This is a genomic window from Photobacterium sp. GSS17, from assembly GCF_028621875.1.
Taxonomy (GTDB): Bacteria; Pseudomonadota; Gammaproteobacteria; order Enterobacterales; family Vibrionaceae; genus Photobacterium; species Photobacterium ganghwense.
The window spans coordinates 722108-741320 of sequence record NZ_CP117517.1; the positions used below are offsets into that span (position 1 = coordinate 722108).

At 56.1% G+C, this 19213-nt stretch carries 16 protein-coding genes; 10 read left to right on the plus strand and 6 right to left on the minus strand.

All coding sequences use genetic code 11. From position 1 onward, the window contains the following. Positions 1–8 precede the first annotated feature (8 nt). On the minus strand, positions 9–944 hold the full coding sequence (locus PGW97_RS03255) for an ABC transporter substrate-binding protein (protein ID WP_273858688.1): 936 nt from the start codon (positions 942–944) through the stop codon (positions 9–11). A 152-nt stretch (positions 945–1096) separates the two neighbouring features. Here PGW97_RS03255 and PGW97_RS03260 point away from each other — a divergent pair, with 152 nt between their 5' ends. From PGW97_RS03260 to PGW97_RS03270, 3 genes are read left to right on the plus strand one after another with little or no spacing between them, the layout of a single operon-like run. Further along, complete coding sequence (locus tag PGW97_RS03260; protein WP_273858689.1) at positions 1097–2107, plus strand: FecCD family ABC transporter permease; 1011 nt, start codon at positions 1097–1099, stop codon at positions 2105–2107. A gap of 12 nt (positions 2108–2119) precedes the next feature. Then, positions 2120–3232, plus strand: a complete 1113-nt coding sequence (locus PGW97_RS03265) for a FecCD family ABC transporter permease (protein WP_273858691.1) — start codon at positions 2120–2122, stop codon at positions 3230–3232. Beyond that, a complete protein-coding gene (locus tag PGW97_RS03270; RefSeq protein WP_273858693.1) occupies positions 3232–4032 on the plus strand; it encodes an ABC transporter ATP-binding protein in 801 nt (266 codons plus the stop codon). The genes PGW97_RS03265 and PGW97_RS03270 overlap by 1 nt, the downstream gene beginning before the upstream one ends. A 94-nt stretch (positions 4033–4126) precedes the next feature. Here PGW97_RS03270 and PGW97_RS03275 read toward each other — a convergent pair whose 3' ends face one another. Both PGW97_RS03275 and PGW97_RS03280 read right to left on the minus strand, forming a co-directional pair. Continuing rightward, on the minus strand, positions 4127–5206 hold the full coding sequence (locus tag PGW97_RS03275) for a 3-deoxy-7-phosphoheptulonate synthase (RefSeq protein WP_273858695.1): 1080 nt from the start codon (positions 5204–5206) through the stop codon (positions 4127–4129). Positions 5207–5293: 87 nt separating this feature from the next. Beyond that, positions 5294–6124: a siderophore-interacting protein gene (locus PGW97_RS03280; RefSeq protein WP_273858697.1), complete on the minus strand. Its 831-nt coding sequence runs from the start codon at positions 6122–6124 to the stop codon at positions 5294–5296. 331 nt (positions 6125–6455) lie between these two features. Here PGW97_RS03280 and PGW97_RS03285 point away from each other — a divergent pair, with 331 nt between their 5' ends. From PGW97_RS03285 to mepA, 3 genes are all read left to right on the plus strand, one after another. Then, the gene (locus tag PGW97_RS03285) at positions 6456–6584 is read left to right on the plus strand and encodes a hypothetical protein (protein WP_273858699.1); all 129 of its coding nucleotides are present in this window, start codon (positions 6456–6458) and stop codon (positions 6582–6584) included. Between the two features lie 65 nt (positions 6585–6649). Beyond that, positions 6650–7630, plus strand: coding sequence for a sugar-binding transcriptional regulator (locus tag PGW97_RS03290; RefSeq protein WP_273858701.1), 981 nt, complete (start codon positions 6650–6652; stop codon positions 7628–7630). A 149-nt stretch (positions 7631–7779) separates the two neighbouring features. Continuing rightward, a complete protein-coding gene (mepA, locus tag PGW97_RS03295) occupies positions 7780–8619 on the plus strand; it encodes a penicillin-insensitive murein endopeptidase (protein ID WP_273858703.1) in 840 nt (279 codons plus the stop codon). Between the two features lie 133 nt (positions 8620–8752). Here mepA and PGW97_RS03300 read toward each other — a convergent pair whose 3' ends face one another. The 3 genes from PGW97_RS03300 to rdgC all read right to left on the minus strand — a co-directional run bounded on the left by PGW97_RS03300 (position 8753) and on the right by rdgC (position 11674). Further along, a complete protein-coding gene (locus PGW97_RS03300) occupies positions 8753–9007 on the minus strand; it encodes a YfhL family 4Fe-4S dicluster ferredoxin (protein ID WP_047886564.1) in 255 nt (84 codons plus the stop codon). A 5-nt stretch (positions 9008–9012) separates the two neighbouring features. Further along, positions 9013–10404 (minus strand): prephenate-dependent tRNA uridine(34) hydroxylase TrhP, encoded by a 1392-nt coding sequence (trhP, locus tag PGW97_RS03305; RefSeq protein ID WP_047886565.1) that lies wholly within the window; start codon positions 10402–10404, stop codon positions 9013–9015. Between the two features lie 358 nt (positions 10405–10762). After that, the gene (gene rdgC / locus PGW97_RS03310; RefSeq protein WP_273859618.1) at positions 10763–11674 is read right to left on the minus strand and encodes a recombination-associated protein RdgC; all 912 of its coding nucleotides are present in this window, start codon (positions 11672–11674) and stop codon (positions 10763–10765) included. 153 nt (positions 11675–11827) lie between these two features. On the opposite strand from rdgC, the gene PGW97_RS03315 reads away from it, so the two are divergent. From PGW97_RS03315 to phoR, 4 genes are all read left to right on the plus strand, one after another. Further along, the gene (locus PGW97_RS03315) at positions 11828–13069 is read left to right on the plus strand and encodes an exonuclease SbcCD subunit D C-terminal domain-containing protein (RefSeq protein WP_273858707.1); all 1242 of its coding nucleotides are present in this window, start codon (positions 11828–11830) and stop codon (positions 13067–13069) included. A 36-nt stretch (positions 13070–13105) separates the two neighbouring features. After that, positions 13106–16891 carry an AAA family ATPase gene (locus PGW97_RS03320; RefSeq protein ID WP_273858709.1) on the plus strand — a complete coding sequence of 1262 codons (3786 nt, stop codon included), beginning with the start codon at positions 13106–13108 and terminating at the stop codon, positions 16889–16891. Between the two features lie 171 nt (positions 16892–17062). After that, a complete protein-coding gene (gene phoB / locus PGW97_RS03325) occupies positions 17063–17752 on the plus strand; it encodes a phosphate regulon transcriptional regulator PhoB (RefSeq protein ID WP_047886569.1) in 690 nt (229 codons plus the stop codon). A 65-nt stretch (positions 17753–17817) separates the two neighbouring features. Further along, entirely contained in the window at positions 17818–19122 is a 1305-nt protein-coding gene (gene phoR, locus PGW97_RS03330) for a phosphate regulon sensor histidine kinase PhoR (protein WP_217393472.1), read from the plus strand. The last annotated feature ends 91 nt before the right edge of the window (positions 19123–19213 follow it).

Here is a 19213-nt window from a genome sequence, read left to right on the forward strand (position 1 = left end):
GGTAAGGGTTATTGCGTCACCGATTGGGCTTCCGGCTTGTTTACCAGCTTGGCGATGTCATCCATCACTTTCATCGCGGCCAGCGGGCCCCCGACGGAGGTCCACAGTGAGCCGTCCACAGCGGTAAACCGACCGGCGTTAATCGCGCTCAGCTGGCGGAAGGCAGGGGTATTTTCGGCTTGTTTCATGGCATCCACGGCTTCGCCGGACGTGCTGAGGGTGCCGATCACCATCCAGTCGCCGTCCAGCACTGATAACGCTTCCAGACTCAGTGACATGGAATGGGTATGCCCCGGATCTTGCTGGTTATCCGGACGTTTCATGCCGACATCGGCAATCACCTGACTGGCAAACGAATCGCGGAACATGTAAGCCGGTCCTTTTGGGTTCCAGCGTACGACGCTGATGGTCTGGCCCAGTTGGTCACCAATAGCCTGTTTGGTTTGCTCAGCATGTGATTGATAGCGCTGCATAAAGGAATCGGCATCCGCCTCGCGGTTCAGGATAGTGGCGGTGCGCTTGAAAACCTCTTTCCAGCTTTCGCCATAGTTGAACGTCACCACGGTCGGGGCAATTTCATTCAATAGCTCAATCACTTCCGGGCGGTTTGGCGCGGTCAGGATCAGATCCGGTTCCAGCTCCAGAATGGTTTCCAGGTTCGGTCGGGACAGATCGCCGACAATCTGAATGTCGCCCTTGATAGCCGGGGCGAGGTAACGCGGCAGAGTTTGCTGACCACGGCCGTTAACGGTGCCGACCGGTGTCATACCGAGCGCCAGGGCGGTATCGAGGTCGATTTCGCTCAGGGTGATCACCCGTTTCGGGTGCAGGGGAACCGTAACTTGTTCGCCCAGGGCATTGTCAACGGTACGGGTATCGGCGGCAGTGGCCTGGCTCGCCATGCAGAACAGGGCCAACGCGGTAAACAGGCTTCGAAGCAACATAATACTCCTTATTATGCAAATCAGTGAATGAGATGAATCGTTCGCAATTGTACTTGATAAGGATATTGAGAACTATTTTTATTTATTGCTGTTCAGCGAAAAGGCGGGTTGATATCATGTCCAGCCTCGTCGATATACATGGAGTTGCAAGCGTGTCGAAACATCACCTTGTCTGGTTGGGAGCGGGCGTGGTTTGTGTCTGCTTTTTTTCGTTATTGTCTTTGTCGGTCGGAGCCGGAGAATACGGTGCAGCAGATGCGCTGGCGTACTATTTCTCGGCCATCAATCCGTCAGAGCACATGATCATGGTGATGGATACCTTGCGACTGCCGCGCACACTGTGCGCCCTGATGGTCGGAGTCAGCCTGTCGCTGGCGGCGTCTTTACTGCAAAGCGCGACCCGCAATCCACTGGCTGAGCCGGGGTTGCTCGGGGTGAATGCCGGGGCGGTATTGGGGCTGGTGACCGGACTGACCTATTTTGGCGTCGAATCGGCGCAAGGGTATCTGGTCTGGTCCGGGCTGGGCGCGCTGACCGGCAACATCGTCGTGCTGCTGGTCGGTCATGTCATGGGCAAATCCAGCCCGCTCAAACTCATTCTGGTCGGGGTGGCAATGAATGCCACGTTTGGCGGTATCTCCAGTTTTATTCTCTTGTCGCATCAGGTGGTGCTGGATCAGTTCCGATTCTGGAACCTAGGCTCGCTGGCGGCTGCGGATATGGCATCCATGGCGATGGTCTCACCGTTTATGCTGGTCGCAGTCGTGCTGACTTTTCTGCTGGCCCGTCAGCTCACCATGATGCAGCTGGGCGAGCAGCAGGCTCGCTCGCTGGGGATCAATACCCACTGGGTTCGTATTGGTGTCTTGCTGGCCTCAACCTTATTTACTGCCTGTGCTATTTCGGTTGCCGGGCCGATCAGTTTTGTCGGCTTCCTGGCGGCGTACTGTGCCCGCATGGTGGAGCCGGTGCGGCTGTCATTGCAGGTTGTGTTTTCGGCGCTGTTCGGCGTCTGCTTCATTATGGCCGCAGATATTTTGGCACGCTGGATGATTCAGCCGTATGAGATGCCAAACGGTGTACTGCTGGCGATGATTGGCGCCCCGGTACTGATTGGGGTGGTGCGACGGGGCGGTTTCCGCTCATTACTGGCCGTGAAGTAGGAGGAGTTGCTGATGGAAAAAGGGATGCAGCAAGTGATGCCAGCGCGCGCGCAACAATACACGCCGCCAGCCGCCGCACTGCCGGGGCAACACATACCGCACGGCAAATGGCTGTGGCGGTTGGGCCGTAAAACCCTGTTGGTGGAGCGGCGCGCCGTATGGATTGGGACGCTGTTGCTGGTTGCGCTGATGGGCCTGAGCCTGCTGGCGATCAGCGTCGGCTCTGCCAAACTGACCCCCTGGCTGGCATTGAAAGCCCTGCTGGGGGAATCGACCCGGATGGTCGAGATCATGGTGTTCAAAATTCGTCTGCCCCGGGTGGTGGCCGTGCTGGTGGCCGGGGCCGCGATGGGGCTGTCCGGCTGCATGATTCAGACACTGGTTCGCAACCGGCTGGCTACCCCGGATATGGTCGGGGTGAATGAAGGGGCCACACTGGCTATCACCTTTTTTACGCTTTATCTCACACTCGGAGCCTGGCCGTGGTGGGCGGCGCCGCTGGGGGCGGTGGTGGCTGCCGTGATGCTGTACACCTTGTGCCGTAACCCCGGTGAGCAGGGATACTTGTTCGTGGTTATCGGTATCGGGGTGTCGGAGCTGATGCGGGCCGTGGGAGAGTTCCTGATGTCCACCGAATCGATTGTGCACGTCAGCAGCGTGTACTTCTGGACTATGGGGAACTTTGTCGGTCAGGGCTACAACGTCAGCCTGCCGGTGGCTGGATTGCTGGTGCTTATCTGTCCGGCCGTGATGTATTTCTCCCGCCAGTTGGCTGTGTTGCGGCTGGGCATCCCGACAGCGCAGAGCCTGGGGGTGAATGTCAATCGGGTGCAGGTAGCCATCCTGATGCTGGCGATTCTGGTCGCCGCGCTGGGCACCGCAATTGGCGGGCCGGTGGTGTTTATTGCGATGGCGGCGCCGATTATTGCGAGCTTCCTGCTCAAAGGACGGGTCGTCCCGCTCTGGACCGCCGCTATGCTGGGCGCACTGCTACTGTTGCTGAGCGATACCCTGGTGCGGGTGCTGGCTGACCCCCATGAGGTGGCGACTGGCATCATGACCCGGATTCTGGGCGGCATCATGCTATTTATTTTTCTTCTGCGAGATAAAGGACAGGCAGACTAATGACAGCGTTAACGATGACAGGGGTAGGATTTTCCTACGAGAACAAAACCGTCCTCAAGGATGTTTCATTCCGCCTGGGTAAAGGAAAACTGGTCGGCATTGTCGGGCCGAACGGCGGGGGGAAATCGACCCTGCTGAAAATGATGGCCAAGCAACTGGTCCCGCAGCAGGGAAACATTACCTTAAACGGCATGTCACTGGCCGACTACTCAATGAAGGCGCTCGCCAGAGAGTTGGCTTTTTTGCCGCAGCAACCCATCAGCCCGGCCGGGATCACAGTCGAGCAACTGGTGCAGTATGGTCGTCATCCCCATCAGGGCTGGTTCAGTCAGTGGAGTGATGAGGACGCGGCACAGGTTGCCAACGCTATTAAATGGATGAAACTGGAAGATCTGCTGCAACAGCCGGTGGCAAGCCTGTCCGGCGGCCAGCGTCAGCGTGCCTGGCTGGCGATGATTCTGGCTCAGGATACCGGCGTGATTCTGCTGGATGAGCCAACCAGCGCACTGGATATCGGTCATCAGATTGAAGTGATGGAAAGCATCAGCCAGATGGTGGCGGTAGGAAAAACCGTGGTGTTGGTGATCCATGATCTGGCGGCAGCAGCACGGTACTGCGATGAGCTGGTTGCCATCGGCGAGCAAGGCGTCGTGGCGGCAGGCCCGGTGCGCGAGGTGATCACCAAACCGATGATCGATAAGCTGTACAACACCCATGTGGATATTTTGCAGGCACCGTTTGATGATGCCCCAGTGATCGTGCCGCGCCGTCAGGCCGACTGGCAACGACTCACGGGTTGATGCTCTGACGCGCACTGATAAAAGCCAAAAGCCAGCCGAATCGGCTGGCTTTTGGCTTTTATCAGTAACCGGTTTATCAGTGCCCCAAATGGCGTTAACCCTCGTTGGCAGCCAGCTGACGCGGGCAGCCCTGACGGCGTTGCTCAACCGCATCGGCCAGCATGGTCAGCAGGGTTTTGGTATCGTCCCAGCCGATACAGGCATCCGTAATGGACTGGCCGTAGGTCATCTCTGCCGCAATATCCTGACGACCTTCAACCAGAAAACTCTCTGCCATTATGGCCGCAATGGCATGATTCCCGTTGCCAATCTGGCGACAGAGCTCTTCGGCAACCAGCAGTTGGCGCTGGTATTGCTTCAGGCTGTTACCGTGGCTGCAATCGATCATGACGCCGGTCATCAGCCCTTTGGCATGCAGCTGCTGTAGCGCATGACGGATATCATCTTCACTGTAATTTGGCGTCTTTCCGCCGCGTAGGATCAGATGACAATCCGGATTCCCGGTGCTGTTAACGGCGTAAAGCTGACCATCTTGTCCGACGGTGGTGTAAAGGTGCGGATGGCGGCTGGCGATCATTGCATCCATGGCAACACTGATATTGCCGTCAGTGCCGTTTTTGAACCCTACCGGGCAAGGTAGTCCGGACGTTTGCTGCCGGTGTGGCTGGGACTCGGTGGTTCTTGCGCCAATCGCGCCCCAGCTCATCAGATCGGCCAGATAGGTAAAGCTGGTGTTGTCGAGGAACTCAGTCGCGGTCGGCAGCCCCAGTGCGTTAATTTGGATCAGCAGCTCGCGAGCCTGATACAGCCCTTTGGTGATGTGATAGCTGCCATCCAGATCCGGATCAAACAGTAAGCCTTTCCAGCCAACGGTGGTACGCGGTTTTTCAAAATAGGCCCGCATCACGACCACTAACTGGTCCTGATGCTGCTCGGCGTACGCGGCCAGTTGTTGGGCATAGTCCAGCGCCGCTTTCGGGTCGTGAATGGAGCACGGACCAATCACCACCAGCAGGCGGTCATCGTGGCCGTGCAGGACATCCCGGATGGCCTTTCGCGAGGCAGAGATGTGTCCGGTGATCGCCGGCGGGCAGGGAATATCCTGAGCCAGCGTGGCCGGGGTAGGCAGTGCCTGCCATGAGTGGGCTCGGATCACTGAAGGGTCAATAGCCATTGTTGGTTCCTTTGTTGTCATCGGTCGATGACATCACTCTTGTGCTTCCAGGCCTTTCAGCCTGACGTCGTTACAGGTGGTCGATTCTTATTCTTTATTATCAATTACTTCGTGGCGTCTGGCGTGATAGCTGTCTTCATCGTTACCAAAGCGCCAGTAGGGAATGGCGTAAACCTGTGAACGATCCACATCCAGCTCACGGCGGATGTAGCGCCGCAGACCCACGACGATCTGCTCTTCGCCACCCAGCCAGAAATAGCTGTCCGTGACATGGTGCTTGTCATTTTCAAGCTGCAGGCAGAACTGGTCGATCAGCGGCTGAACCTGATTGGGTTGACCAAAGAACCACTCAATCTTGACCCCTTCCGGGCAGACCAGATCCTGGAGATCGGTATGGTCAGGCACCTGCAAGGCGACATACCCCCGGCTGTCCGCAGGCATGTCTTCGAGCATGGCGGCAATAGCGGGCAGAGCGGTCAAATCACCGGCCAGGAAGTACTGTGAGGCCGGTTTGAGCATCGGGAACGGGCCGCCCGGCGGGGAGATACCAAGCTTATCGCCGGGGCGGGCGGCCAGGGCAAACCGAGAGGCTGGCCCGATATCGCCGTGCAGGGCAAAGTCGATATCTATCTCACCGACTTCACGGCGCAGGGCGCGTACCGAGAAGGTGCGCAGCAAAGGTTTGTCTTCCGCCGATGCCCATTTAGGGCCGCTTTCTGTCATCGCCGGCAACACCGGCTCGGACTGGTCTCCGTGGGCTAGCATGATCTTGATATGGGCGCCGTGACTGCATGGCGGGTAGTGTGCCAGTTCAGGGGAGGTGAAGCAGATGCGCCGGTAGCGCGGGCCCAAATCCTGGACAGATTTCACGGTGAGTAACACCGGCTGACGTTTAACCGTGCTGTCATTTGAGGACATAGTGGCTCCTTAATCAATAATGATATCCATTCTCGTTTGATTATACATAAACTCAACAGTGTTAACAGTAAAAGCTCATCTAAGTTACTGAGATCACACCAGTTAAAACAAACAGTAACAGTAATAACAATAAGGATTTGGGCAAGGGTTGTCTGTCTGATGAGGCCGAAGGGCAGCTTTCTGAGCTTTAGTCACATAGCAGGTAAAAAGCTGCACGAAAAATAAAAACCAATAATAACAGGTATTTATTGTTTGTATTTAAGAGGGGCTGTGTTGAGCGCACAGCCTGTGCAGCTTTAGGCTTACCATAAGCCTAAAAGGTGTGCGAGGAGTGAGAAAGAGCAAAGTAGCAGTCTTTTTGTTATCGCTGCTGTTTCAACCATCAGGGCTGGGGGACGATAACAGTCACCATGGCTTCGTTGCCATGAATGCCGGAACGCTCGCCGCTTCATGGGAATAGCGGTACACTTAGGCGGTTAACCCATGATGCCGCAGGGCTTTTTGACGGAATGTAAGGACTGGTTAATGACTGCCACCCCGAATGACACCAGCTATGTAGACAGCGATCTGCTGACTGAGATCGCCATTGCCTATTATCAGGACGGCGCGACCCAGGAAGAAATCTCCAAAACCTTCGGCATGTCGAGGGCGAAAGTGGGCCGCTTGCTCCGCCGGGCACGGGATGAAGGAGTGGTGGAAATTACGGTAAAGTATCATCCGGTATTCAGCGAGAAACTCGAACAGCAGTTGATTGAGCGTTTTAACCTTAAACGTGCCCTGATTGCACTGGACCAGCCGGACGATGAAAGTCAGCGCCAGCAAGTTGCCAGTCTGGTTTCCAGCTACCTCTCTTCCATTCTGACCGATGATATGGTGGTGACGGTAGGTCAGGGACGCAATATCGCCTCTATCGCCAATCATGTCGGCGTAGTGCCGCATCGCAACTGCCGTTTTGTCTGTGGTATCGGCGGTACGCACCGCTCAGGCAATGCCATCAATGCCGACCATATCTGCCGCCAGCTGGCCAAGAAATACGACGGGATCAGTGAAACCCTGTACGCACCGGCGTATGTCGATGATATCAAAGTCAAAGAAGCCATCATGAAAAACGGCACGGTCAAAGAAACACTGGACCGTGCCCGCCGTGCGGATGTCGCGCTGGTTGGGGTCGGGGATATGAACGAGAACAGCCACATGGTCAAAATGGGCTGGTTTACCCCGCAGGAAATCGTAGAGGCGCGGATCCGGAAAGGGGTGGTAGGTGACATTGCCGGTTATGACTTTTTTGACAGTCAGGGTCGCCGAGCCGACACCATGATGAGCGACCGGGTGATTGGTCTGAGCATGGAAGAGCTGCGCCATATCCCGATTGTGGTGGTGACCGCCGCGGAAAACAGTAAAGCCCTGGCGCTGCTGGGCGCATTGCGATCCGGTGTGGTGGATGTGCTGGCCACCAGTGTCAGCAACGCCCTGACCATCCTCAATCTGGATCAACAAATGAAATAAAGGATCTGATGATGCCATTTCGGATCAGTTGAGATCAGGCTGCCTGCGGGCGGCCTTTTTTGAAAGGTGGGCCGGCGTTTTAACCGAGGGAGTTACCCTGACTTCCGGCGAGCTTGCTAAGATTGATAAGGGGAAATGGGGAGCGCGCAATGTTAAAACGATATGTATGGATGCTGGCAGTCGTGGTCAGCCAGGCCGCATGGGCGAGTCCGTGGGAAAAAGTTAAAACCCCGAGTCACGGGGAATCGCAATCAATCGGGGGATACAGTAACGGTTGTCTGGCGGGCGGGCAGAGCCTGCCGCTGGAAGGGGATGGTTATCAGGTCATGCGATCTTATCGCGGGCGCTATTATGGCCATCAGGATATGATCAAGTTTCTGCACGATCTGGCTCACGGGGTGAACCAGCTTAAGCTGGGACAGCTGTTGGTCGGGGATATCGCGATGCCGCGGGGGGGACGCTTTGCCTCCGGGCACGCCAGTCATCAGACCGGGCTGGATGCAGATATCTGGCTGAAGCTGTCGGATAAACCGCTGAGTGATGAAGAGCTGATTGATGTGCAGCCATTGCCGATGGTGCACCTTAAGCAGTACCGCATCAACAAGAAAAACTGGGGTGATAAACAGGCACTGATGATTCAGCTCGCGGCCGCAGATGAACGTGTGGCGCGGATTTTTGTCCATCCGGTGATCAAAGAGCAGTTGTGCCAGCGGGAATGGAAAGAACGTGACTGGCTGCGGAAAGTCAGGCCGTGGTGGGGCCATTACTACCACTTCCATGTCCGGCTGAATTGCCCGGAAGGTGATACCAGCTGTAAGGCGCAGACGCCGCCCCCGCCGGGTGATGGCTGCGGCGCGGAACTGGCTTCTTGGCGGCCTAAACCTAAACCGGTCACCAAAGAGAAACCGAAGGCGGTTGCCAAGGTGAAAAAGAAACCGCCGGTAGTACCACCGGCCCAGTGCGTGGCTTTACTGCAAAAAGACAGCTGAAACCCATCTGGTATCCGAATGCGTCTTTCGATGACGAAGAGTCAAGCTGTTTGCGATAAGCGGGAAGGCAAGCATTTAAACCATACGAAAAAAGCGCCCGACAGGGCGCTTTTTGATGGCAAAACCAGTGGGTTCACACCAGACCTTGCAGGGTGACGAACTTCTCTAGCAGTTCGTCTTCGGTCTCGATGTGTTCCGGGTCAGTAATAATACAGTTGGTGATCGGGCAGACCGACTGACAGGTCGGTTTGTCGTAGTGCCCTTTACACTCGGTACATCTGTCCGGGTCTATCTCATAGATTTCCGGACCCATGGAGATCGCGTCGTTCGGACACTCCGGATCACACATGTCGCAGTTGATGCACTTTTCTGTAATTAGCAATGCCATTGCGATTAGTTACCGTCTTTAGGACCGTGAGGATTACGGGTGTTCTCACCGGCATTCAGGTTGCGCATCAGCAGACCGAATTCCAGATCCATATCCTGAGGTACCGGGATAAAGACAAAGTGGCCGTTACCTTTGGCATCGGTGATCACTTCAGACTTACGGTTTTCCATGGTCTCCAGGGTGAAGATCACGTTGCCTTTCGGGGTCATCAGCTCCATGCTGTCGCCCACAACGAATTTGTTCTTCACTTCGACTTCTGCCAGATCACCGCGGCGTTTGCCGGTGAACTCACCCACAAACTGCTGGGTGTCAGAAATAGAGTAGCCGTACTCGTAGTTCTGGTAGGCATCGTGCGTGTGACGGCGCAGGAAACCTTCGGTGTAACCACGGTGAGCCAGGCTCTCCAGGGTACCCATCAGGGTTTCATCAAATGGCTTACCGGCGACAGCATCATCAATCGCTTTGCGGTATACCTGTGCGGTACGGGCACAGTAGTAGAACGACTTGGTACGGCCTTCGATTTTCAGTGAGTGAACACCCATCTTCGTCAGACGCTCAACGTGCTGAACGGCACGCAGGTCTTTCGAGTTCATGATGTAAGTGCCGTGCTCGTCTTCAAACGCTGCCATTTTCTCATCCGGGCGGTGAGATTCGCTCAGCAGCACCACTTCGTCAGTTGGCTTGCCTTTACCGATTGCCACTTCCGGACGCTCTGGCTCTTGCATCTGAACGGCAGAGGCTTCCTGAATTTCCACGATTTGCCCCGCGTCATCTTCAGTTGCTTTCTCGGCTTTGTATTCCCAGCGGCAGGCGTTGGTGCAGGTACCCTGGTTCGGGTCACGCTTGTTCATGTAGCCAGACAGCAGGCAACGGCCAGAGTACGCCATACACAGTGCACCGTGTACGAACACTTCCAGCTCGGTTTCCGGACAGTGTTCACGAATTTCTTCGATCTCTTCCAGTGACAGCTCACGAGATACGATCACGCGCTCAACGCCTTGAGTTGCCCAGAATTTCACGGTTGCCCAGTTAACGGCGTTCGCCTGAACTGACAGGTGAATTGGCATATGCGGGAAGTTTTCACGCACCATCATGATCAGACCTGGGTCAGACATGATCAAAGCATCCGGGCCCATCTCAACGATAGGAGCCAGGTCACGGATGAACGTTTTCAGCTTAGAGTTATGCGGCTGAATGTTACATACCACGTACAGTTTCTTACCCTGCGCGTGCGCCTCGTCGATACCGATTTTCAGGTTTTCGTGGTTGAACTCGTTGTTACGAACACGAAGGCTGTAACGTGGCTGGCCGGCGTACACGGCATCTGCGCCGTAGGCAAATGCGTAACGCATGTTTTTCAGGCTGCCCGCAGGCGATAACAATTCAGGTTTAAACATAGCTCTTATAATCCAGTGTCTGATTGCAAATCAGGCCGTATCACTCGGGATACGGAGTTGAGGCGGGATTTTACTGTGATCCCACCCACAAAGGCAATGGATAGAGGGAAATGAGGCAGGAATCCTGATGGCGGGCGGTGCTGTTGCTCGAAAGGGACGGTCACGGCTAACCGAAAACAACCGGTTGGAATGACAGGAACCGATACACAGGCGGCAAATAAACGATGGGTGACCCGCGGGGCGGGATAGCAAAAGGCGACCTGAGGTCGCCTTTTTTCTTTGAGTGTTCGATGTTTTTTGAGTGCTAGTTTTTTTGTGACCGGTGTTTTTGTGACAGGAGTCGTGTGGTGCCAACCGATCAGGCTTTGGCTTCCAGGCCGCCCAGCACGTCAAACAGGTTTGGCAGGAAAGCGGAAAACTCACCAGCCATCAGAGACAGGTCAGCATCCAAGCGCTGCGCCATGTCTTCCCGGTCGATATCGTCGTTCTGATCGCGCAGTTCGTCGGAGAACTTCAGGCGTTTTACCGACAGGTCTTCGTTCAGCACGAAGTCAATGCGATCCTGCCAGTTTATTGCCAGTTTGGTGACCAGTTTGTCTGCTTCAATGTGCGCCAGAATTTCATCGCACGACAAATCCTGTTGCTTACAGCGAATCACGCCGCCGTCTTCCAAAATCGCTTTCAGCTCGGCTTCTTCACCAATGGTGAAGCCGTTAGGTGATTCGTTGCTGCGTACCCACTCGGTCATGGTCAGTTCAGCCGGTTTTTCCGGGGTAACTGGTACAACCGGCAGGCTGCCCATTGATTTACGCAGCAGGCCCAGCAGTTCCTCGGCCTTCTTGAAGCTGCCGGCATCAACCACGATATAGCCTTCTTTTGGCATGATCAGAGCGTAAGTCTGGGAGCGACGGCTGAACGCGCGCGGCAGCAGATCCATCACGATCTCATCTTTCAGGGTGTCTTTTTCGCTTTTCTTCAGCTTACGCCCTTGTTCGATTTCCATCGCCTCGATTTTCTCGCTCAGTGATTCTTTGATCACCGACGACGGCAGCATTTTTTCTTCTTTACGGGCACAGATCAGGATGTTGTCACCGGCCACATGGGTAAACATATCACCGTGTTTACCCAGGGCGTGTACCCAGCCAAATTTCTGCATGTCCTGGCTGCCACATGGTGTAAAACGGAATTCTTCCAGTTGCTGTTCCAGTTGGTCAGGGTTGATGTCGATTTCGCGGCTGAAGCGATAGGTAAGTACGTTTTTAAACCACATCATGGCTGTTACAGATCCTAGGTTGTGCATTTGGCTGTCAATCTTATTGCATTGATAAAAGAATGTCGTTGGTTTTCTCGGCCACCGGGTTGGGCGAAAGAAAAAGTGCGGTACAATCTCACGCAGTTTTCCAACTCGGCATATAGATTTGTAATGAAGATTCTCCATACCTCCGACTGGCATCTGGGTCATCAGCTGCATGGTTACAACCGGGATTTCGAACATCAGGCATTTCTTGACTGGCTGGCAGACACACTGGAAGCCAGTCAGGCCGATGCATTGCTGGTGGCCGGGGACATTTTTGATACGGCCAATCCGCCGGCCAGTGCCTGGCGCATGTTGTACCGTTTTCTAGCCCGGCTGGCGAAAAACCTGCCGAACCTGAATGTGGTGATGATTGGCGGCAACCACGATTCGCCAAGTAAGCTGGATGCCCCGCATGAATTGCTGAAAGCGTTTGACCTGCATATCGTCGGGGGGATTCATCGCCGTGAAGATGGCGAGCTGGACACCGAACGTATGTTGGTGCCGCTGACCGACGCCTCCGGGCAGCAGGCAGCCTGGGTGCTGGCGGTCCCGTTTTTGCGCAGTGCCGATCTGCGTACGGATGGTCTGAGTGAAGAGGATGATCGCCTGATCAAGGGGGTCGAAACCCTGTATGGAGAAGTGACCGCAGCGGCGCGGCATGGCCGCCAGCCGAATCAGGCACTGATCGGGATGGGACATGCTTACATGGCCTCGGGCAAGCTGTCAGAGATGTCAGAGCGTCGGGTACTGGGCGGGAACCAGCATGCCTTACCGGCGTCCATTTTTGCTGAGGACCTGAGCTATGTGGCGCTCGGGCATCTGCATTTGGCGCAACGGGTCGCCAAGCAGGAGCACATCCGCTACAGCGGCTCGCCGCTGCCGTTGTCCATGTCAGAGCGGGGCTACAACCACCAGGTGGTGCTGGTGGACTTCGACGGGGCCGATGTGACGGCGATTGAGCCGGTCTCAGTGCCGCGCGTGGTGGACATGCTCAAGGTTCCGGCGTCACCGGCACCGCTGGCCCTGGTAATTGAAGAGCTGAGCGCGCTGGACGTGGAAGGCAAGCCGCGCGAGCAGCAGCCGTTTCTGGAAGTGCATGTTTTGCTTGATAAGCCACAAGCCCTGCTGCGGGAAAAAATCATGGCAGCCTTGGATGGCAAAGCCGTGCGTCTGGCCAAAATTACGCCTCATTATCCGGCGACCCAGACTCAGCAGGGACTGGGGCACCGTCGTCTGTCTGATGTGACGCCACAGCAAGTGTTCAACCTGAGCTGGACGCAGAAATATCAGGGCGAACCGGATGAGGCGATGACGGCCGCGTTTGAGCAGCTGCTGATCAATGTCGAAGAAGATGAAGCGAATTTGTAATACAGCCACCGAGTAAATGAAGAGAGCACAACAACGATGAAAATACTTGCGCTACGTGGTGAAAACCTTGCCAGTCTGCAGCAACCGTTTGAGATCGATTTTGCCGGTGGCCGGCTGGGCGAAGCCGGTCTGTTTGCCATCACCGGTAAGACCGGGGCCGGAAAATCCACGCTGCTGGATGCCATCTGTCTGGCGCTGTACGACCGCATTCCCCGCCTGCAATCGAACAAGAAAAACGATGCTGAAATTGGTCGCGATGATGAGTCGAACCGGATCAAGGCCAATGACGTGCGCAGCATTCTGTCGCGCGGCAAGGCCGAAGGCTATGCCGAGGTGGATTTCATGGCCAATGACGGCACCGCCTGGCGGGCCCACTGGCATGTGCGCCGTGCTCGGGGCAAGGCGGACGGCCGTATTCAGGCCGCGGAACAATGGCTGGAAAACCTCGACACCGGACAGCGTTTTGCCGGTAAAAAAGCCGAGCTGCAGACGGAGATTGAGCGCCTGATTGGCCTGACGTTTGAACAGTTCCGCCGGGCGGTAATGCTGCCGCAGGGGGAATTTGCCGCGTTCCTTAAAGCCGGATCCGACGAGCGTGCCGCTCTGCTCGAACGCATGACCGGCGGTGAGATTTACGGCCGCCTGTCCGTCGCGGCCTATGAACGCGCCCGGGACGAAAAACAGAAACTGACTCAGCTTCAGGCGCAGCTGGGGGACATTGAACTGTTGGATGATGAGCAAAAGGCCGAGTTATCCGCTCAATTGGAACAGTTCAAAGCGCAGCTGCAAGGTATCGATCAATCACTGACAGCGCTGGCGCAGCATCAGCAGGCGCTGGAGACCGAAGCGCGCCTGGCGCAGCAATGCGCGGATGCGCAGCAGGCCCGCCAGCAAGCAGAACAACAGCACCAGGAGGCGGCTCCCCGTCGTGAAACACTGGTACAGATAGCCAAAGCGCAACCGGCCAGACACGATTTTTCCCTGCTGCAGAAAACCCGGTTGCAGTTGGCGAAGCTGGAAACCTCAATCGCCAATGCCCAGCAAAGTCTGGTTCAGGACAAGCAGCAGCTGGTCAATGCCGATGGCGCGGTGCAGCAGGCCCGCACAGCCCTGAACACGGCCCGTCAGCAGTGGGAAGCGTTGGAGCCGAAACTTAAGCAGGTCACGGTTCTGGATGAACAACTGGCGGCAACCCAGCGTCAGTTGAGCGCCATTGAGGCTGAGTTCCTGCAGCATCAGAATGACTGTCAGCGCCAGCAGACTGCCCTGGACGAGAAAAAACGCCAGCAGCAGCAGTGGCGAACCCGCCAGCATCAGTTGCGGATCCAGCTCGAGCAATATCATGAGCTGGCCGGTGTCGCGGAGCAGTATCAGCCGGTTCTGGATAACTTGGATCAGTACCTCTCGGCGCATCGCACCTTAGGCCGTCTGGCTCAGGAAAAGCAGCAGATCCTGCATGAGCAGCAATCGCAGTCTCGCAATCTGGCGCTGCTGGAGCAGCAACAAAAAGAGGTGAGCGGTCACTTAGGCGAGCTTGAGCAGCAGCTGACCCGACTGGATCTGGCGCAACAAGAGCAGCAGCTGGCCGACAGCCAGAAACGATACAACGACAAGCAAGCCGAACTCGATACCCTGCGCCAGGCGATGTCCGGCACCAAAGAGTGGGCCGGGCTGCTGGAGCAGACGGAAAAACTGCAGGGCGAGCGACAAGAGCTGACTGAGTATCTGACTCAGGTGGAGCAGCGACTGGCAGCACTGGCTCCGGCGATGGAGCAGTTGCGGGCCCGGTATCAGGAAGCCGAGCAGCAGTTCCAGCAGAGTCTGGCCGTGGTGAACCTGTCGGAGTACCGCAGCCAGCTTAAGCCTGATACCCCGTGCCCGTTGTGTGGTTCGGAAGATCATCCGTACGCCGCGCAGCATCCGGTGGTTGAAGGCTTGCTGCACCAACAGCAACAACGCCTGCGTGAACTGCAGCAGCAACTGCAGGACGGAGAGGGAGAACGCCGCCACCTGCAACAGCAGTTACCACACGGTCAGCAGCGTCTGGCGGTGATTGATAATGAGTTGCACCGTTTCCGCCAGTATCAGGATCAACTGCTGGCTCCGCTGCTGGATGTGCTCAAACAACTGGAGCTGGAGGAGAGCCTGACGGCGTCACCGGACACCGCCCGGCTGAACGACCAATTACGCCAATGGCAGCAGGACGCTGAGCAGGTTTACCGTGACATCCGTTTGCAGCAGCAGGCGATGGAACTGGCTCAGCAGCAGATTCAGCACGGGCGTCATCTGCAACATCAGCAACAGCAGTTGCAGCAGGCCGCCACGGAAATGAAAGAGCGTCAGCACCAGCTGGAGCAGAGTGCGACTCAGTGGAAAGAACGACTGCAGTCGATTGAGCAACAGAGCGAGACCCAACAGGCGATTCTGGCGGCTCGTAGTGAGGCTCTGAACGAGCAGTACGGCAGCAACCAGTGGCTGCAGATGCTGCGTCAGCACGGTTCGGAGCAGTATATTCATCAGCTGAAACAACAGGTTGAACATTATCTTTCCGGTAAGAAAGAGCTGGAGCAGACCGATCAGCAATTAACGGAACTGGCACCGCAGTTGGCAGAACTGGAAGCCGGACTGGCGGCAGGCTATCGCCAACTGGCGGAATGGCAGCAGAAAGCGGCGACGTTGCAGCAGCAGGCGAAATCTACCTGGCAGCAACGGGTCGCTATCATCGGTGAGCAGAATGCTGACAGCTTGGCGGCCCAACACAAAGCCGCTATGTCTGAGGCCCAGCAGCGACTGACTGAAACGGAGCAGGCGCAGCGCCAGGCCGGTGAGAAAGTGGCCGCCGCCGAGGCAGCGCTGACAGGCTGGCAGCAGCAGGAAAAAGAGACGGCAGCGGAGCACCGTCAGGTGGTGCATGACTGGCTGGGCTGGCAGGAAAAGCTGGGACTGAATGAACATCAGCTGATGCAGTTGCTGAGTAAAGATGAGCACTGGCAGGAGCAAGAGCAGGCGGCCCTGAAGGCGCTGGATGATGCGCTCACCCAGGCGGCGTCAGTGCTGAAGGAGCGACAGCGCGCCATTGAGCTGCATCAGGCTGCAGCCGATGCTGCCCGTGACTGGGGCGAGGCTTTTGAGTTGGCCCTGAACTCGGCAGAGCCGATCAGCGTCCAGCTGGCCCCGTTGCAGACCCAGTGGCAGCAGGACAAAGCTGGACTGGAAGAGCAGATCTTCCGGCTGCGTCAACGGCTGGTACAGGCTGAACAGGCACTGCAGCAGGCCGGGGAGCTGACCGAGAAGCTGGCGGCGCAGCAACAGCAAACTGAACTGTGGGGCCAGATGAGCGAGCTGATTGGCTCGGCAACCGGCAACAAGTTCCGCACGCTGGCACAGGGACTGACCCTGCAGCAGCTGGTGGTGTTGGCCAATGAGCATTTGCAGGAGCTGGCTCCGCGTTACGCGCTGCAACCGGTTCCGGGCAGCCCGCTAGCCTTGCAGGTGATTGACCACGACATGGGCGACGAAGTGCGCAGCGTGGAATCGCTGTCAGGCGGGGAAAGTTTCCTGGTGTCGCTGGCTCTGGCGTTGGCGCTGGCCTCCCTCGCGGCCGATACGCGCCAACTGGGGTCACTGTTTATTGACGAAGGTTTTGGTACGCTGGACCCGGACAGCCTGGAAATGGCACTGTCCTGCCTGGATGCACTGCAGGCCGATGGACGTCAGATCGGCGTGATCTCCCATGTCAGCACGCTGGTGGAGCGTATCGGGGTGCAGGTTTGCGTTGAAGCGCAGGGCGGGGGACGGAGTAAAATAGCGGTCAAAGGCTAAGCGCCTGATTGAATATTGTACGGCCGGGTTGTGAGCTTGATTCACAACCTGGTTTGTATGACAGTTTCATATACAACAGGTTACGTTTTTCTCCGGGCTAGTCACAAAAGTGTCATACTTTACACACATAATGGCGCTCGAAAGACAGCAACTAAGTAGGTAATGAACATTATGGTAAGACGGATTCTTGTTGTAGAGGACGAAGCACCAATCCGCGAAATGCTCTGTTTTGTTCTTGAACAAAAAGGCTATCAGGCTATTGAAGCTGAGGATTACGACACGGCGCTGGAAAAGATTTGCGAGCCGTACCCTGAGCTGGTTCTGCTTGACTGGATGCTGCCTGGCGGTTCCGGTATTAACCTGATTAAACACCTGAAACGCGATGAAGTAACACGCCAGATTCCGGTCGTGATGCTGACGGCGCGGGGTGAGGAAGAAGATAAAGTCCGCGGACTGGAAGTCGGTGCGGATGACTACATCACCAAGCCTTTTTCTCCGAAAGAACTGATGGCACGGCTGAAAGCCGTGATGCGTCGGGTATCCCCGACTTCGCTGGATGATGTGATTGATGTCCAGGGGCTGAAGTTGGATCCGGTCTCACACCGTGTGACCTCGAACGAGCAGCCGCTGGAGATGGGGCCGACTGAATTTAAGATGCTGCATTTCTTTATGACGCATCAGGAGCGGGTGTACAGCCGTGAACAGCTGCTGAACAATGTCTGGGGAACCAATGTGTATGTCGAAGACCGTACGGTCGATGTTCACATCCGTCGCCTGCGTAAGGCGCTGGAAGCACATGGTCACGATAAGCTGGTGCAGACTGTACGTGGTGCCGGGTATCGTTTCTCAACACGGGTTTAGTGGTTTTTCAAAGCAGTAACAGACAGCGGGAGTGACCTGAATGCTCCGCTGTCACGGAGTAAACAATGGTTGAGCGGCTGTCGTGGAAAAAGTTGGTCTGGGAACTGATCCTTTTCTACTTGCCTTGGGTGGCCCTGGGAATGATCTTTGGCTATATGCCTTGGTTCTTGCTGGTGGCAACATGGATCCAACTTATCTGGCATTTTCATAATCAGCTGAAAATGTCCAACTGGCTGTGGAAAGAGCGCAGCCTGACACCGCCTTCCGGCTCGGGCAGCTGGGAACCTCTGTTTAATGGCATTTACCGGCTGCAACAGCGCAACCGTCGCCGCCGCAAAGAACTGGCAACTCTGATCCGCCGCTTCCGCAATGGTGCGGAATCCCTTCCTGATGCTGTTGTTGTCTTTCGCAGCGAAGGGAACATCGTCTGGTGTAACAAGCTGGCGCAGGATCTGCTGGGATTCCGTTGGCCGGATGATGCCGGGCAGCCGATCAGTAACCTATTGCGCAGTCCGGATTTTGTCCGCTATCTGGCCGGACGCACCTTTGATACGCCGCTGGAAATTACCTCGCCCTTTAATTTTGACCGCACGCTGGAGCTGCGTATCATGCCGTATACCGAAGGGGAATACCTGATGGTGGTACGTGATGTGTCGCAGGTAAAGCAGCTTGAGGGGATGCGCCGCAACTTCTTTGCTAACGTTTCCCATGAACTGCGTACCCCGATGACGGTGCTGCAGGGGTATCTGGAAATGTCCAAAGATCCGGATATGCTGGTTGGCCCGATGTGGGATAAAGCCCATGGCGTCATGACTGAGCAGTTAAGCCGAATGAACTCACTGGTGGAGCAACTGCTGACTCTGTCGAAGATTGAGGCGGCCCCGAATATCGAGCTGGAAGAAACCATCGATGTACCGGCAATGCTGGAAATCTTGGAAAAAGAAGCGGTGTCTCTCAGCGGTGGTGATGAGCACCTGTTCACTTTTGAAGTTGATAAAAGCCTCAAAGTACGTGGTGATGAAGATCAGCTGCGCAGTGCGATTTCTAACCTGGTGTACAACGCGGTGAAACACACCCCGACCAATGCGGAAGTCAAAGTACGCTGGTTCCTGTCTCCGGGCGGGCCACGGCTGGAAGTGATTGACCACGGGCAGGGCATTGAACCGCAGCACATTCACCGCCTGACGGAACGTTTTTACCGGGTGGATAAGGCCCGCTCTCGGGAAACCGGGGGGAGCGGTCTGGGGCTGGCTATTGTGAAACATGCTCTGAGTCACCATGACTCGCACCTGGAAATTGAAAGTGTGGTGGGCGAAGGCAGTACGTTCTCCTTTACCCTGCCACAGCGCCTGGTTGCCAAAGCGGCCTGAGCGCAAAAACATCTGTGACTCTTAGCGGCCCTTGTGGCCGCTTTTGCCGTATTTAAGGAGTAAGCCGTCTTGAGGACGAGAGGGAAAGTAG